General features: G+C 38.0%; 16 protein-coding genes. All 16 read left to right on the top strand.

All coding sequences use genetic code 11. The features are described 5' to 3' along the window. The first annotated feature begins 36 nt into the window (after positions 1-36). The 16 genes from yfmF to mutS all read left to right on the top strand — a co-directional run bounded on the left by yfmF (position 37) and on the right by mutS (position 17,472). On the top strand, positions 37-1,326 hold the full coding sequence (gene yfmF, locus CIL03_RS03695; RefSeq protein ID WP_094883857.1) for an EF-P 5-aminopentanol modification-associated protein YfmF: 1,290 nt from the start codon (positions 37-39) through the stop codon (positions 1,324-1,326). Next, entirely contained in the window at positions 1,319-2,602 is a 1,284-nt protein-coding gene (yfmH, locus tag CIL03_RS03690) for an EF-P 5-aminopentanol modification-associated protein YfmH (protein WP_094883856.1), read from the top strand. The genes yfmF and yfmH overlap by 8 nt, the downstream gene beginning before the upstream one ends. Positions 2,603-2,611: 9 nt before the next feature. After that, complete coding sequence (gene ymfI, locus CIL03_RS03685; protein ID WP_094883855.1) at positions 2,612-3,328, top strand: elongation factor P 5-aminopentanone reductase; 717 nt, start codon at positions 2,612-2,614, stop codon at positions 3,326-3,328. A gap of 91 nt (positions 3,329-3,419) precedes the next feature. Continuing rightward, positions 3,420-3,683 (top strand): DUF3243 domain-containing protein, encoded by a 264-nt coding sequence (locus tag CIL03_RS03680; RefSeq protein WP_094883854.1) that lies wholly within the window; start codon positions 3,420-3,422, stop codon positions 3,681-3,683. 168 nt (positions 3,684-3,851) lie between these two features. Continuing rightward, positions 3,852-4,643 (top strand): DUF3388 domain-containing protein, encoded by a 792-nt coding sequence (locus CIL03_RS03675; protein ID WP_094883853.1) that lies wholly within the window; start codon positions 3,852-3,854, stop codon positions 4,641-4,643. A 17-nt stretch (positions 4,644-4,660) separates the two neighbouring features. Further along, positions 4,661-5,584 (top strand): helix-turn-helix domain-containing protein, encoded by a 924-nt coding sequence (locus CIL03_RS03670; RefSeq protein WP_094883852.1) that lies wholly within the window; start codon positions 4,661-4,663, stop codon positions 5,582-5,584. Between the two features lie 74 nt (positions 5,585-5,658). Beyond that, positions 5,659-6,237, top strand: coding sequence for a CDP-diacylglycerol--glycerol-3-phosphate 3-phosphatidyltransferase (gene pgsA / locus CIL03_RS03665; RefSeq protein WP_094883851.1), 579 nt, complete (start codon positions 5,659-5,661; stop codon positions 6,235-6,237). After that, positions 6,237-7,481: a competence/damage-inducible protein A gene (locus CIL03_RS03660; RefSeq protein ID WP_094883850.1), complete on the top strand. Its 1,245-nt coding sequence runs from the start codon at positions 6,237-6,239 to the stop codon at positions 7,479-7,481. The genes pgsA and CIL03_RS03660 overlap by 1 nt, the downstream gene beginning before the upstream one ends. A gap of 177 nt (positions 7,482-7,658) precedes the next feature. Further along, a complete protein-coding gene (gene recA / locus CIL03_RS03655) occupies positions 7,659-8,708 on the top strand; it encodes a recombinase RecA (protein ID WP_094883849.1) in 1,050 nt (349 codons plus the stop codon). Between the two features lie 231 nt (positions 8,709-8,939). After that, positions 8,940-10,505 carry a ribonuclease Y gene (gene rny / locus CIL03_RS03650; RefSeq protein WP_094883848.1) on the top strand — a complete coding sequence of 522 codons (1,566 nt, stop codon included), beginning with the start codon at positions 8,940-8,942 and terminating at the stop codon, positions 10,503-10,505. Positions 10,506-10,600: 95 nt separating this feature from the next. Next, a complete protein-coding gene (locus CIL03_RS03645) occupies positions 10,601-11,398 on the top strand; it encodes a TIGR00282 family metallophosphoesterase (RefSeq protein WP_094883847.1) in 798 nt (265 codons plus the stop codon). Positions 11,399-11,504: 106 nt separating this feature from the next. Next, positions 11,505-11,765, top strand: coding sequence for a stage V sporulation protein S (locus CIL03_RS03640; RefSeq protein ID WP_094883846.1), 261 nt, complete (start codon positions 11,505-11,507; stop codon positions 11,763-11,765). Positions 11,766-11,987: 222 nt separating this feature from the next. Then, positions 11,988-13,568 (top strand): tRNA (N6-isopentenyl adenosine(37)-C2)-methylthiotransferase MiaB, encoded by a 1,581-nt coding sequence (gene miaB / locus CIL03_RS03635; protein WP_094883845.1) that lies wholly within the window; start codon positions 11,988-11,990, stop codon positions 13,566-13,568. Then, positions 13,569-13,997 (top strand): YlbF/YmcA family competence regulator, encoded by a 429-nt coding sequence (locus CIL03_RS03630; protein ID WP_094883844.1) that lies wholly within the window; start codon positions 13,569-13,571, stop codon positions 13,995-13,997. Positions 13,998-14,160: 163 nt separating this feature from the next. Next, positions 14,161-14,724 carry an outer spore coat protein CotE gene (locus CIL03_RS03625; protein WP_094883843.1) on the top strand — a complete coding sequence of 188 codons (564 nt, stop codon included), beginning with the start codon at positions 14,161-14,163 and terminating at the stop codon, positions 14,722-14,724. 171 nt (positions 14,725-14,895) lie between these two features. Beyond that, positions 14,896-17,472 carry a DNA mismatch repair protein MutS gene (gene mutS, locus CIL03_RS03620; RefSeq protein ID WP_094883842.1) on the top strand — a complete coding sequence of 859 codons (2,577 nt, stop codon included), beginning with the start codon at positions 14,896-14,898 and terminating at the stop codon, positions 17,470-17,472. The last annotated feature ends 22 nt before the right edge of the window (positions 17,473-17,494 follow it).

Below are 17,494 nucleotides of genomic sequence, written 5' to 3'. Positions count from 1 at the left end.
GAATAAAATAGATTATAATGTACTGGAGGATATGTAATGATTAATGTCGAAGAAAAAAGGTTGAAAAAAAATGGATTGAATATTCATTTTATCCAAAGCAATAAATTTAAGACAATTAATATTGCAGTGAAATTAAAAGCACCATTAAAACGTGAAACCATTACGAAGAGAGCCTTGCTTCCCTATATTTTAAGACAGGGAACAAAAAGCTATCCAAGCCGCAAGGAACTTCAGCTTAAACTCGATGAACTGTACGGGGCAGTGCTTTCAGTTGACGGGGGGAAAAAAGGTGAAAATCATGTGATTACACTTCGCATGGAGCTTGCCAATGAAAAATTCATTCCAGAAGAATCATCTATTATTAATGAAGCTTTAGAACTTTTCAGTGAATTTCTTTTCCAGCCAAATGCTGATGGCAAGGCTTTTGAAAAGGATACGTTTAACCGTGAGAGGGAAACACTCAGGCAAAAGATGAATGCCATCATGGATGATAAAATGAGCTATGCAAATATGCGATTAATTGATGAAATGTGTGAGGGGGAACCCTATCAGCTGCATGTACATGGTTATGAAGAGGATCTAAGCTCGATAACCCCAGAAGGTTTATATGATTATTATAAAGAGATGCTTGCAGCAGATCAGCTGGATATTTATGTGCTGGGAGATTTTGATGAAAATACGATTGGTGAAAAAATAGTATCATCAATGAATCGTGGGGAAAAAAAGGATACCGTACAGCAGCTGAAGCCTGTTGAAAAACAAACGGATAAGCCAAAGGAAATTATTGAAAAGCAAAATATTCAGCAGGCAAAACTGCATATTGGCTACCGGACGAATACCACCTACCGGGATCAGGACTATTTTGCACTGCAAGTATTTAACGGACTTTTTGGAGGGTTTCCGAGTTCCAAATTATTCATTAATGTACGGGAGAAAAATAGTCTGGCATATTATGCTGCTTCCCGGATTGAAAGTCAAAAAGGCTTGCTGTTTGTGCTCAGCGGTATTGCACCAGCTGATTTTGAAAAAGCAAAAGATATCATTAAATTGCAACTGAGTGCCATGAAGGATGGAGATTTTACAGATAAGGAACTGGAAGAAACGAAAGAGCTGATTATCAGCCAGCTGCTGGAGACGATCGATCATTCATATGGACTAATTGAACTATTGTATCAGCAGGTGCTGGCAGGAAAAGAACTCCCTCCTGAACAGTTAATTGAAAACATCAGAAGAGTAACAAAAGATGATGTGATTAAAGCAGCGGGTAAAATTGAAGAAGATACGGTATATTTATTAACAAGTGAGGAGGCTGCACCCAATGAATAAGCAAACATATGAGAAAATAAATGAAACAATTTATACAGAAAAAATGGATAATGGTTTGCATGTATTTTTGCTTCTGAAACAGGAGATGTCTAAAACCTATGGGCTGTTCTCCACAAATTACGGTTCTATTGATCAGACCTTTGAACCAATAGGGAAAGATGAACTGGTGACAGTTCCTGAAGGCGTAGCACATTTCCTGGAACATAAATTATTTGAAAAAGAGGATCGGGATGTATTTGCCGATTTCGGCCGGCAGGGTGCTTCTCCAAATGCCTATACTTCATTTACAAAAACTGCCTATTTATTTTCGGCAACAAATAATATTGAAAAGAATGTGGAAACACTAATCGATTTCGTTCAGGCACCATACTTTTCAGAGGAATCTGTAGAGAAGGAGAAGGGCATTATCGCTCAAGAGATTAAGATGTATGATGATCAGCCGGATTGGCAATCATTTATGGGAACCATTAAGGCCATGTTTAAAAGTCATCCAGTAAATATTGATATTGCCGGTACAGTTGAATCCATTCATTCCATTACGAAAGATGACCTCTATACTTGCTACAACACTTTTTATCATCCAGAAAATATGACACTTTTTATAGCAGGAAATTTTGAGCCTGAGAGTATGATGGACCTAATTCGAAGTAATCAGCAAGCAAAAGCATTTAAAAAAATGGATACAATAAAAAGAGAATTCCCAGATGAGCCAACAGAAGTTGCCATGAAGGAAAATAAAATTACAATGCCTGTATCGATACCAAAATGCACGATTGGAATTAAAGAGTCGGCATCTGAAATGGCAAAAGAAGATTTCCTGAAAAGAGATCTGCTGCAAAGTATGGTATTGGATTATTACTTTTCAAAAGGCGGACAATTTTATCAGGATCTGTATCATAGCAGCCTTATAGATGATAGTTTTCATTACGAAACGAACCTTGAGAAAAACTTTGGTTACACACTGATCGGCAGTAATACAGAACAGCCTGATCAATTTGTGAACAAAGTAAAAGAAATGCTGCTGTCTACGAATACTGCATCACTTTCTGATGAGGAATTTGGACGAATGAAAAAGAAAAAAATTGGTCAGTTTTTGCGTGCCATGAACTCATTGGAATTTATATCTAATAAATATATCCATTACAATACAATGGATATAGACTTTTTTGAAGTTATACCTGCCATTCAAAAATTAACGCTTCAGGAAGTCAATCAGTTTATCCAGGGGTGGATTAAAGAAGACCGGATTGCAGTTTGTAAAATTATGGCTGGGTAGGGAGATATAATGGGGAAAAATGTACTGATTATTGGAGCCAGCGGCGATATTGGAATCGCTATTGCCGAACAGCTGGCAGCAGATGGTTACCAATTATTGCTTCACTATAATAAAAACAGGGAAATGATTGACCGTTTCAGAGAAAATACAGATAAAGAATGTGTAATTTCTGTGCTTCAGGCTGACTTAACTATTGAATCCGAAATAAAAAAATTGCTGACTGAAATTGTGTTTCCTGTTGATTCAATTATTTTCGCCAGCGGCATGGCATATTATGGACTATTCCAGGAAGCTTCTGAAGATGTGATGGATGAAATGCTTGCATTGCATATTAAGGCTCCATGGATGATCACGAAGCATTTGCTGTCTTCCATGATTAAACGCCAGGCTGGAAAAATAATTTTTATCACCTCCATTTGGGGCGAACAAGGTGCAAGTAATGAAGTCATTTATTCTTCTGTAAAAGGAGCACAAAATAGTTTTGTAAAAGCATTGGCCAAGGAAGCAGCTCCCTGTGGCATTTCCGTAAATGCGATCAGTCCGGGTTTTATTGAGACAAAAATGAATCATAATTTGTCGGTTGAAGAAAAAGCAGCTGTGATTTCAGAAATACCAGCTAATCGCGCTGGAAAACCAAGCGAAGTGGCAAATACCGTACAATTTTTATTAGACGAAAACTCCGGTTATATTCAGGGTGAAATTATTAATATTACCGGGGGATGGTAAGGGCAGCCAAAGCCAAACTTCATATTTTCATGCATAAACTGGGGTGTTATTCCAGATACTATACATGTAAAAAAATGAAGGAGGCAGATGTATGTCAGTTCTGGATAATTTTGATACATGGAAAGGCTTTTTGGCTAATAAACTTCAGCAGGCTCAGCAGCAGGGAATGAGCCAGCAGACGATTCAAAATGTCGCACATGAAGTCGGGGATTATCTTGCCCAAAGTGTTGATGCAAAAAATAATGAGGAAGCAGTACTGAGGGAATTATGGAATGCTGCTTCTGAAGACGAACAACAGGCAATTGCCAATACAATGGTTAAGCTTGTTCAAAATCAGGGTAATGGAAACGTCTAAAGAAACTCGAAGATCTGAGAAGCTGTAAGCAATAAATTGCAGCTTCTTTTTATTTCTGCGATTAATCTCTTTTCACTTGCCCGAAAATCATTTATTATAGAGTATATATTGCATTTATAAATTGGATTGGTTAACATGAATAAAGTATGCATGTAAAAGGAGCTAATTATGGAAAAAACAGAATGGTACCTTGAGTATGAAATTCAAATTAACCGTCCTGGACTATTAGGTGACATTTCTTCTTTATTAGGAATGCTGTCTATTAATATTATTACAATCAACGGCGTAGAGAATGGAAGAAGAGGGATGCTGCTTCTTTCCAAATACGATGAAAATATTACACGATTAAAATCAATATTACAAACGATGGATACAATTAAGGTAACAAAAATTCGGAAACCAAAGCTTCGGGATAAATTAGCAGTACGACATGGGAAATATATCCACCGGGATGCAGATGACCGCAAAACAATACGTTTTGTTCGGGATGAGCTTGGACTGCTCGTTGATTTTATGGCTGAACTCTATAAAAAAGAGGGACATAAGCTTATTGGAATTCGTGGTATGCCCCGGGTTGGCAAAACGGAATCAGTAGTTGCCGCAAGTGTCTGTGCAAATAAACGCTGGTTGTTTGTTTCCAGTACCTTGCTAAAGCAAACGGTAAGAAGTCAATTAATCGAAGGGGAATACAGCACAAATAATATTTATATCATTGATGGAGTTGTTTCAAAAAGACGCGCCAATGAAAAACACTGGCAGCTTATACGGGAAATTATGCAGCTTCCTTCGATAAAAGTAGTAGAGCATCCGGATATATTTGTTCAGGCTACAGAATATAATATGGCTGATTTTGACTATATTATTGAACTTCGCAGTCATGAGGATGAGGAAATTACATACGAACCTGTGGAAGATAGCAGTTTCAGTCAGCAAAATGGGTTTTCTATGTTCGATTTTTAAAATGGATGGTGTTATTTATGGAAATAGGAGCAAGACTGAAGGAAGCCAGAGAAGCCAAAAATATTTCCTTGGACAGCCTGCAGGAAACAACAAAAATTCAAAAAAGATATTTACTGGCTATTGAAGAAGGAAACTTCCATATTCTCCCAGGTAAGTTCTATACAAGAGCGTTCATTAAGGAGTACGCAAATGCGGTAGGACTTAACTCGAATGATTTACTGGAAGAATATAAAGAGGAGATTCCAAAGACAGAAGAAGAAAGTGATATACAATATACACGAATACAGCGATCCAGAAAAGAGAACAATAATGATAAAAGTCCGGCGATTTTTTCTATTTTTCCAACAATCATTGTTGTGTTATTAATTATTGGTATTTTCTTTGTAGCATGGTTTTTAATAAAAGAAAATATGTCTGATAATGATACAAATCCTCAGGATGAGCAGGATGATAATATTATTATTAATAATCCGGATGATGAAAGCAATTCGAATAACGAAAATGATGATCAGGCAGCGGATGATAATTCCTCTGAATCACCTGCTGATTCCGAAGAGGCAGCTGATGAGGAAGCAAGTGATGAAGAAACACAGACTGAAGCGGAATTTACGGTTATTGAAGAGGGAACAGGTTCTTCACCTGAATCAGAATTGGAGCTTAACAATGCCGGAGATGAGATAATCGTGACACTGGAATCTGATGGGCATACATGGCTTGAAGTCAGGGATGCTGACAATCAGGCTGTTTATAACGCCGCTTTTGGTGAAGAAAACTCACCACATGAAATTGACATGAGCGGCACAGATAAAATTTATTTTAATGTTGGAAATGCGCCAGATCTTAAGATTATGATTAACGGTGTGGAACTTGAATACCCTGTGGACGCAGAACAATATGTTCATCAGCGCTTATGGATTAATATCAATAATGAATCCGAATAATAGTTAAACCCTTCCTTTTAGCCTGCTTGGAAGGGTTTTATAACTTATAATGCCGTATGTGGGAGGAAAGATAAATGAATATACCCAATAAAATTACAGTATCGCGTATTCTCTTAATTCCTGTTTTTATTATTTTAATGAGCATCCCGTTTGATTGGGGAGAGTGGCAAATCGGAGAAGCTGAACTGCCGATTACACACTTCGCTGCAGCATTATTATTTATTATCGCTGCCGCAACAGATTGGGTTGATGGTCATTATGCAAGAAAATACAATCTAGTTACAAACCTTGGGAAGTTTTTGGATCCGCTGGCAGATAAACTGCTTGTTTCAGCAGCGTTAATTATCCTGGTTGAAATGGGAGTCGCGCCTGCGTGGGTGGTTATTATCATAATCAGCAGGGAATTTGCCGTAACTGGTCTCCGTCTGGTAGCAGCAGGTGAAGGAATTGTTCTGGCGGCAGGAAGCATGGGGAAATTGAAAACAGCGACCCAAATGATTGCAATTGCAGTATTATTGCTGCATAATTTTCCGTTTTCATATATTGGTTTCCCATTTGGAATAAGTATGCTATATATTTCATTATTCTTTACAGTTTATTCCGGTGTTGAATATTTTATAAAAAATTGGCATGTAATGAGGGATTCAAAATAATGGCACAGATTAAATCAGAAATTATTGCAGTTGGAACAGAGCTGCTGCTTGGTCAAATAGCTAACACAAATGCTCAGTGGTTATCACAGCAATTGGCAGCCTATGGGATTAATGTCTATAATCATGCTGTGGTAGGTGATAATTTAAACCGGGTGCAAGATACCTTCCGTCAGGCACAAAATCGTTCAGATATAATCATCGTAACAGGCGGGCTTGGGCCGACAGATGATGATTTAACACGCGAAGCATTCCAAGGTCTATCCGGTCAGGAGATTATTGAACACCCTGAATCCATGGAGAAAATAAAACAATTTTTTGACAGGAATAATTACAGTATGACTCCAAACAACAGGAAACAGGCACGTGTTTTTAAAGGAGCAAAAGTACTTCTGAATAATGCAGGAATGGCTCCAGGAATGATGGCAACACATCAAAATAAAACCTGGATTTTTCTTCCTGGTGTTCCTAGGGAAATGAAACAGTTGTCATTGGATTATGTTTTTCCATATCTGCAAAAAATGATCGGAAATAAAGAGGTTATTAAATCGATTGTTTTAAAGTTTATTGGAATTGGTGAATCACGGTTGGAACATGATCTGCATGATCTCATACAAGCCCAAAGTAACCCAACGATTGCTCCACTGGCTCAAAATGATGGTGTTGTAATCCGTCTGACTGCGAAAGAAAGCTCACAGATGCTAGTGAATCAGATATTGGAGGAAACGAAAGAAAAGGTTCTTGAGCAGGTTGGCGAATATTTTTATGGAGTAGATGATCAGACGATTGAAGAACAGATCATTTCCTTATTAATAGCCCAAAACAAACAGATCGCAGCAGCTGAAAGTCTTACTGGAGGCATGTTCATGAGCAGATTGATTTCGGTGGAGGGTGCGTCGGAAGCTTGTGCCGGTGGAATTGTATGCTATGATACAGACGTAAAAAAGGAAGTACTCGGGATTTCGGAAAAAACAATTGAGTCACATGGCACAGTCAGTGAAGAATGCGCACTGGAGATGGCTGTAAATGCAAGAAAAAAATTAAATTCCAATATTGGCATAAGCTTTACAGGCGTTGCAGGACCAGGCAAGTCAGAGGAGCATCCTGCTGGAACTGTGTTTATAGCAATCAGCGATGATACTGGACAGGATATAGTTAGGCAATTTAATTTTAATGGCAGCCGTAATTCGGTAAGACGCCGAACAGCTTTAAAAGGATTGGAACTTCTTTTCAAATACTTAAAATAATAAAATCATGCATGATTTAAATAGGGAAATTAGATTTTAGATCTGTAAAACGATGCTATAATTCTATTTTTCGAAAATAAATGCATTCAAAATAAGAGAACGTTTATTCGATTTTTTCTTGTTTAATTTTAAAAAACAATGTATGATGTAAATAGATGATTAAAGGAGGCAAACACGTTGAGTGATAGAAAACAAGCTTTAGATGTAGCGTTGAGACAAATAGAGAAACAATTTGGCAAGGGTTCCATTATGAAACTAGGAGAACAAGAGGGCCAAAAAATTGCAACAGTTCCAAGTGGTTCATTGGCATTGGATGTAGCACTAGGGGTTGGCGGTTATCCAAGAGGAAGAGTTATAGAAATATATGGTCCGGAATCTTCAGGTAAGACAACAGTTGCACTGCATGCAATTGCTGAAGCACAAAAGAAAGGCGGACAAGCAGCGTTTATTGATGCGGAGCATGCACTTGATCCTACTTATGCCAGAGCATTGGGAGTAGACATTGAGGAGCTGCTTCTTTCACAGCCTGATACAGGTGAGCAGGCTTTAGAGATTGCCGAAGCACTTGTACGCAGTGGTGCAGTAGATATTATTGTAGTAGATTCTGTTGCCGCATTAGTTCCAAAAGCAGAAATTGAGGGCGAGATGGGCGATTCACATATGGGACTGCAGGCGCGTTTAATGTCCCAGGCATTAAGGAAACTTTCAGGAGCAATTAACAAATCAAAAACTACTGCAATTTTTATTAACCAAATTCGTGAAAAAATAGGTGTAATGTTCGGGAATCCGGAAACGACACCTGGTGGACGAGCTCTTAAATTCTATTCATCTGTCAGACTGGAAGTGCGCCGTGCTGAAACATTAAAACAGGGCAATGAAATGGTCGGGAATAAAGCACGAATTAAAGTTGTTAAAAATAAAGTAGCACCTCCATTTAAACAAGCTGAGGTAGATATCATGTATGGAGAAGGGATTTCTAAAGTAGGAGAAATTCTCGATATCGGATCAGATTTGGATATTGTTCTAAAAAGTGGTGCATGGTATTCCTATAATGGAGACAGACTTGGTCAGGGCCGGGAAAATGCAAAGGAATTTTTAAAGGAAAACCCGGAAACAATGGAAGAAATCCACAACGCTATTCGCAAACACTATGAACTGGATGAACCAGCAGAAGCAAAATCAAAAGCCGAATCAGAAGAAATAGGCCAAGAAAGCTTTGATGTATAAGAAGTCTTTAAACCCTTTATTAACACTTGTTAATAAAGGGTTTTGCTATTTATACCAATTCCTTTGTTAAATACTTGTGACGTTTCCTTGACATTAGTTATATAGACAATTAAAATTAAAAATGTATAATTATATAATTTAATTATATGATTTATTGTTATTTATGCATTTAAATGGGTATATGCCGACAATAATGAATTGTACAATCTTATAGCAATAGGAGGTGAAATCATGGACAATCCTTTAGTCATCTCCATTTTGCTTGCTTTTATCCTAATCGTAGGTCTGTTTGTTGGTTATCTGATACGAAAATCTATTGCAGAGGCAAAAATTTCCAGTGCTGAAATATTAGCTAAACAAATAGCTGAAGAGGCACGCAGGAACGCAGAAGCTGCTAAGAAAGAGGCACTTCTTGAGGCGAAGGATGAAACGCATAAACTTCGCCAACAGGCAGAAGATGAATTACGTGATCGTCGTGCGGAAGCACAAAAACAAGAGAATCGTCTGATGCAAAAAGAAGAAAATCTGGACAGAAAAGATGAAACACTGGATAAGCGAGAGCTTATGTTAGAGAAAAGAGAACAAACCTTAACAGAAAAACAACAACAAATTGATGAAATGGAAAGCAAAGTGGAAGCTATGAAAAAAGAGCAGCAAACGGAGCTTGAGCGCATTTCAGGATACACCACAGACCAGGCTAGACAAATTATTTTAGAGCGGATTGAACAAGAGGTAACACATGAATCAGCGTTAATGATAAAAGAGGCTGAAAATCGTGCGAAAGAAGAAGCTGATAAAAAAGCAAAAAGTATTCTTTCATTGGCCTTGCAGCGCTGTGCAGCGGATCATGTTGCAGAAACTACAGTATCCGTTGTAAACCTTCCTAATGATGAGATGAAAGGTCGTATCATAGGCCGTGAGGGTCGAAATATACGAACACTGGAAACGTTAACTGGTATTGATTTAATTATTGATGACACTCCAGAAGCAGTAATTTTATCTGGTTTTGATCCAATTAGACGGGAAACTGCTCGTATGGCATTAGAAAAACTCGTACAAGATGGCAGAATCCACCCTGCAAGAATTGAAGAAATGGTGGATAAAGCCAGACGTGAGGTTGATGAGTATATACGGGAAATTGGTGAGGAAACAACATTTGAGGTCGGTATACATGGACTGCATCCAGATTTAGTAAAAATACTAGGCCGTCTAAAATATCGTACAAGTTATGGTCAAAATGTTCTGAAGCACTCAACAGAGGTAGCATACCTGTCCGGTTTGCTTGCTGCTGAATTAGGGGAAGACGTTACATTAGCTAGAAGAGCAGGATTACTTCATGATATGGGTAAGGCAATTGATCATGAGGTTGAAGGAAGTCACGTGGAAATCGGAAAAGAGCTTGCGATGAAATACAAGGAGCATGAGGTTGTTATTAATTCGATTGCTTCCCACCATGGTGATGAAGAACCAACTTCCGTCATTTCTGTACTGGTTGCCGCAGCTGACGCTCTGTCTGCCGCCAGACCTGGTGCCAGAAGTGAAACATTGGAGAACTACATCAAACGCTTGGAAAAACTGGAGGAAATTTCGGAATCCTTTGCTGGTGTAGAGAAATCATTTGCAATCCAGGCCGGAAGAGAAATTCGAATAATGGTAAAACCTGATGAAATTGATGACCTTGAATCCGTATCTATCGCCCGCGATATTAGAAAACGGATTGAGGGAGAGCTTGATTACCCTGGCCACATAAAAGTGACTGTGATACGTGAAACAAGAGCAGTAGAATATGCCAAATAAGTTACAAAAGCAGCCAACTGGCTGCTTTTGTTTTTTGACTTTATATTATCAATATGAAAAACTAAAAGTATTAAAAAAGATAGGATGATCATAAGATGAAAATATTGTTTATTGGTGATGTAGTTGGTTCCCCTGGCAGGGATATGGTACAGGAATATCTGCCAAAACTTAAAGAAAAACATCGTCCAAACCTGACGATAATAAATGGTGAAAATGCGGCTTCCGGAAAAGGGATAACAGAAAAAATATATAAGCAATTTCTGGAATGGGGTGCCCAGGTTATTACAATGGGTAACCATACATGGGATAAGAAAGAAATCTTTGATTTTATTGATGACGCAAAATATATGATTCGTCCGGCAAATTTCCCTGAAGGTAACCCTGGGAAAGGTCTTGTTTTTGTGAATATTAATGGCACGGAAGTGGCTGTTATTAATTTGCAGGGGAGAACTTTTCTTCCAGCAAGCGATGATCCATTTCGGAAAGCAGATGAACTGATAAAAGAGGCAAAAAAACGTACGAATATTATTTTTGTTGATTTTCATGGAGAGGCAACAAGTGAGAAACAGGCAATGGGCTGGTACGTTGATGGCAGAGTAAGTGCTGTTGTTGGAACACATACACATACCCAGACAGCGGATGAACGGATTTTACCAGAAGGGACAGCATATATATCTGATGCAGGAATGACTGGACCATATGATGGTATATTGGGAGTGGAAAAAGAAGCAGTAATGAAACGGTTTCTAACATCAATGCCTGTACGTTTTGAAATTACGAAAAAGGGTAGAACACAGTTAAATGGTTTTCTCGTTACCATTGAAAATTCAAACGGTAAAGCAACAAAAGTTGAACGTATCTTAATAAATGATGATCATCCATTCTTCGGGTGATTATTTGAATCTTTCGAATTATTGATGCATAATAAGGTAATAAGCTAACATCTCCAAGAATATAGTAGCAATAGAACTACAATAGGAAATGAAGGAGGTACTAGTAATGGAAGTATTAAAGGTTTCAGCAAAATCAAACCCAAATTCAGTAGCAGGTGCACTTGCAAATGTTTTACGGGAGCGTGGCAAAGCCGAAATTCAGGCAATTGGCGCTGGTGCATTAAATCAGTCCGTGAAAGCAGTAGCCATTGCAAGAGGATTTGTAGCACCAAGTGGAGTCGATTTAATCTGCATTCCGGCTTTTACCGATATTATGATTGATGAGGAAGAACGAACAGCGATTAAGCTTATTGTTGAACCAAGATAATTAAAGTGATGCTCAGGTAAAATTACGCCAAATGGAAGCAATAATTTATTTGAAAATCAAATACCTCTGAAAAAATGACAATTTCAGCAACCTTCCTTTAAGTAAAGGGAGGTTTTTTATTTGCGCATCTATCAGATGTATTGTTAAATTTAACTATAGGTATTATACTGTAATAATGTACAACTATACATATTTATGTACTTTAAGGAAAGGAGATATAGTATGAACGAAGAGCAGCGGAAACAACAGGCTCAGATTAAACAAGCAGATTACACGCCAGATGCTAAATCTGATTTAAATAATGTGGAACGAATTAAAAATACATCAAGTGATGAAATGATCAACAAATATTTTCAATCCAATTACCAGCCTCCTGATATTAAAAAAGCTAGAAAGCGCCGGAAAGAAGATGTTCAATTTCATTATGATTTTTCTATACCAGAGGATATGGCGAAGATCGGGAAAGGAAAGAAGTTCCTGATCCGAACGTACGGCTGTCAAATGAACGAACATGATACGGAAGTAATGGCAGGGATTTTAACTGAAATGGGATACGAATCGACAACAGATTCCAATGATGCCGATATCATCTTATTGAACACCTGTGCCATCAGGGAAAATGCTGAGAATAAAGTGTTTGGTGAAATTGGTCACTTAAAACCGCTAAAACTGGAAAATCCGGACTTAATTCTGGGAGTCTGTGGCTGTATGTCCCAGGAAGAGTCTGTTGTCAACCGGATATTAAAAAAACACCAGCATATTGATTTGATTTTTGGAACGCATAACATTCATCGTCTGCCGCATCTCGTAAAAGAAGCGATGTTTGGCAAAGAAATGATTGTAGAAGTGTGGTCTAAAGAGGGAGACATCATTGAGAACCTTCCGAAGGCCCGTAAAGGGAAAATAAAAGCATGGGTTAATATTATGTATGGCTGTGATAAGTTCTGTACTTACTGTATTGTGCCAATGACACGCGGCAAAGAGCGAAGCCGCAGGCCGGAGGATATCATCCAGGAGATCCGTCATTTAGCCGCACAGGGCTATCAGGAAGTGACATTACTTGGTCAGAATGTAAATGCATATGGCAAGGATTTAGAAGATATTACGTATGGGCTTGGTGACTTAATGGATGCCATTCATAAAATTGATATCCCTCGTGTGCGTTTTACAACATCACATCCGAGAGACTTTGATGACCGTCTGATAGAAGTTTTGGCTAAAGGCGGTAATCTGCTTGATCATATTCACTTACCTGTACAATCTGGAAGCAGTGAAGTTTTGAAAAAAATGAATCGTAAATATACAAGAGAAGAATATCTTGAGCTTGTTAAGAAAATCAGAAAAGCTATGCCAAATGCGACACTAACTACGGATATTATTGTCGGTTTTCCTAACGAGACTGAGGAGCAGTTTGAGGAGACGATGACGTTGATGGAGGAAGTCGGATTTGAAGCGGCATACACGTACATTTACTCTCCACGTGAAGGTACACCAGCAGCACGCAAGACAGATGATGTTCCTGAAGAAGTGAAAAAGCAGCGTTTATACCGTCTGAATGAACTTGTCAATAAACAATCAGCGGAATCAATGAAAACATATGATAAGAAGAAAGTTAAAGTACTTGTTGAAGGGGAAAGTAAAAAAGACCCTGATGTTCTTGCGGGTTATACCGAAAGAAATAAACTTGTAAACTTTAAAGGGCCGAAATCGGCTATTGGAAAAATTGTTGAAGTTGAAATAACAGAAACAAAAACCTGGTCATTAAATGGCATTATGACAGAAAATACAGTTGAGGTGAACTAAATGGCTGAATATACACGTACACAGGTACTCGATGAAGCAAAGAAATTAGCTGAAATGCTATCAAATACAGAAGAAATCGACCGCTTTAAACAAGTCGAGGCAAAGATTAATGAAAATAAAAAGGTGCAGCGATTAATCAAACAAATTAAAACACTGCAAAAGCAAGCAGTAAATTTCCAAGCCTATGAGAAAACAGAGGCATTAAAAAAGGTTGAGGCAGAGATTGATCGTCTGCAAAATGAAATTGATGAAATTCCAGTTGTTCAGGAATTCAAAGAAACACAAATCGTTGTGAATGACGTTCTTCAATTGGTATCTGGAACGATCGCACGGGAAGTTACAAATAATGTAATTGAATCAACTGGCGGAGATGTACTTGCTGGTGAGACTGGATCTCAAACAAAAAATAGCACAGGCTGCGGTCATTAAGAAAACCCGTTGAGGGAAGAAATTCCTTCACCGGGTTTTTCTTTTTTAATTCGCCTATGTCGTGCTATATATGCTTACTTTACCCCCTTTCACAAATAGCTATGCACTTTAGGTGTTTGTCTTGCATAAAATGACTATGAAAAAAGAGGAGGTAAAAGTAATTATGACTTTTCTTGATAAAGACTACCGGGAAATCATTACAAAAGCCGTTATTGGTAAAGGAAGAAAGTTTACGCAGGAATCCCATTCCATTTCGCCATCACATAGACCGACAAGTATATTAGGGTGCTGGGTGATCAACCATTTATATAACGCAAAGAAAAAATCAGATGATGCAGTAGAAATAAACGGCAGCTACGACATTAATATCTGGTATTCCTACAACGATAATACGAAGACGGAGGTTGTGACAGAAAGAGTAAATTATACGGATGTGGTGCCGCTTTCTGTAAAAGATGATAATTGCATTAATGATGAGTATGACGTGATTGCAAAAGTAATGCAGCAGCCAAATTGCCTGGAATGCAAAATTTCAAATAAAGGCCATAAAATAATTGTTGAGATCGAAAGGGAATTCATCGTTCAGGTTATAGGCGAGACACGACTTTCTGTAAAGGTTAACCCAAGATGGGAAAATCATGATGACGACGATGACTCATGGGGCTTTGAAGTAACTGATGATGAATTAGATGATGTAAAGCCAGATTTCCTGGGGAAAAAAGATTAAAAAAATTACGAGAGGATAAATTCTCTCGTAATTTTTTTTTGGTTAAAATTGCCCGAACAAAGTATTTTACCAGCAGGAGCTGTGTATAATTCCATTTTTCAATGTTCGTCTTGTTGTTTGATAATATGCTATAATGGCATAAGAATAATTCGGGGTTTTGGAGGATCAGACATGGCAAAATACACACCAATGATGGAACAATATTTGAAAATTAAAGCGGAGTATAAGGATGCTTTCCTATTTTTCCGACTGGGTGACTTTTATGAAATGTTTTTTGATGATGCAATCAATGCTTCACAAGAGTTGGAAATAACGCTGACGAAGCGTGATTCGGGGCAGAAAGAGCCTATTCCGATGTGTGGTATTCCCTACCATGCTGCGGAAAATTACATAAAAGTTTTGATAGAAAAAGGATACAAAGTAGCAATCTGTGAACAGGTTGAAGATCCCAAAACTGCTAAAGGTGTTGTCAAAAGGGAAGTTATCCAGCTGATTACTCCTGGAACGGTAATGGAAAGCACTATGCTGAACGAAGGGGAGAATAACTATATTGCAAGCCTCTCCCATTTTACAGATGGTTCTTATGTAATTGTTTATAATGATTTATCAACAGGGGAAAATCGAATTGCACTTATATCACACGGATGGGACGCAGTTATTCATGAGTTATATAATCAGCCGATTAAGGAAGTTGTTATTTCCTCAAACTTGCCTCAAGAATTGCAGGAACAGCTAAAAGGCAGGTTAAACATTACTTTATCCTATCAGGATGAAGTAAAGTTCAATGCAGAGTACCGCAGTCTTTGTGAAAATCTAAATGATGAGCGGTTACTGAAAGGATTCAGCCGTCTGTTAAACTATGTACAGGATACACAAAAAAGATCGCTTGATCATCTTCAGAAAGCGGAAGTAATTGAATTAAATCAGTACCTGTCACTTGATATGTATTCGAAACGTAACCTTGAATTAACCGAAACTATTATAAAAAAAGGCAAGCATGGCAGTCTGTTATGGGTACTTGATAAAACTGTAACAGCAATGGGGTCAAGAATGCTGAAGAAGTGGCTGGAACGGCCTTTATTAAATAAGGCAATCATCGAAGAAAGACTTGAAATTGTCGAAGGGTTCTATCATGGCTTTATAGAGCGGGATACATTGCGTGAAGCTTTAAAATCAGTCTATGATCTGGAACGGCTTGCAGGAAGAATTGCTTTTGGAAATGTAAATGCACGTGATCTTATACAGTTAAAACAATCGCTGGAAAAAATTCCGCAAATTAAGGAGGTACTAATTCAGTTTGAGCAGGACCAAATTAAAGATTTGGCGAGGGAACTTGTATTCCCGAAACATCTAGTAGAGTTATTGGATGCAAGTTTGGCAGATGAACCGCCTATTTCCATTAAAGAGGGAGCTATAATTAAAGATGGCTATAATGAACAGCTTGATAATTACAGATATGCTTCAAGAAATGGAAAACAGTGGATTGCGGAACTGGAGCGGAAGGAAAAGCAAGAAACAAAAATTAAATCACTTAAAATTGGCTATAACCGGGTATTTGGATACTATATTGAAGTAACGAAAGCCAATTTGCACCTGCTGCCAGAAGGGAAATATGAACGGAAACAGACACTGACAAATGCCGAACGCTATATTACACCTGAGTTAAAAGAAAAAGAAGAACTCATTTTGGAAGCTGAGGAAAAAAGTGTTGACCTGGAGTATAACCTGTTTATTGAAATACGAGAGCAAATCAAAGAACATATTCCAGAACTGCAGCATTTGGCGAATGCAGTCAGCAAAATTGATGTTCTGCAGGCATTCGCTGCCGTGAGTGAAGCGAACAACTACAAACGGCCTAATTTTGTTGAGGAAAAGGTTTCTATAAAAAATGGACGCCATCCGGTTATTGAACAAGTTATGAACGATGGTGCTTTCGTTCCTAATGATGTGTCCTTAGATGAGGATAAAAATATTTTGTTAATTACCGGGCCCAATATGTCTGGTAAAAGCACCTATATGAGACAGCTGGCTCTCACAGTCATTATGGGGCAAATTGGCTGTTTTGTACCGTGTGATGAAGCAGACCTTATCATATTTGATCAGATTTTCACCCGTATTGGTGCTGCGGATGATTTAGTTTCAGGTCAAAGCACGTTTATGGTTGAAATGCTGGAAGCAAATCACGCCATAGCCAATGCAACTAAAAAAAGCTTAATATTACTTGATGAAATTGGACGAGGGACGAGTACCTATGATGGAATGGCTCTAGCCCAGGCAATTGTTGAATATATCCATAACAACATAAAAGCAAAAACATTATTTTCCACCCATTATCATGAGCTGACAGCACTTGAGGAAACATTATCCAATTTAAAAAATATTCATGTCAGAGCTGAAGAGTATGAAGGAAATGTTGTGTTTCTCCACCAGATTAAAGAAGGGGCTGCAGATGAAAGCTATGGTATTCATGTTGCTAAGCTTGCAGATTTGCCTGAGTCACTAATTGAACGAGCGCGAACAATTTTACATCAGTTGGAAAGCAATGATAAACCGGCACCTTCGACAGAGAAAATGGAATCTGGTCAATTATCCTTTTTTGTAGAAGAGAAAAAAACGGCTAAAAAACAGAAGTTATCAGCATCAGATGAAAAGGTTATAAATGATTTAAAGCATTTAAATTTATTTGAAATGACACCGCTTGAAGCTATGAATGAGCTTTACAGGCTGCAAAAAGATGTCAAAAAGTAACTTGTTTTAAGAAAGGATTGTT

The organism is Virgibacillus indicus, from assembly GCF_002266285.1.
Classification (GTDB): domain Bacteria; phylum Bacillota; class Bacilli; order Bacillales; family Amphibacillaceae; genus Virgibacillus_K; species Virgibacillus_K indicus.
Note: the sequence above shows the minus strand (reverse complement) of the source record. Positions and strands in the feature narration are given on the sequence as shown.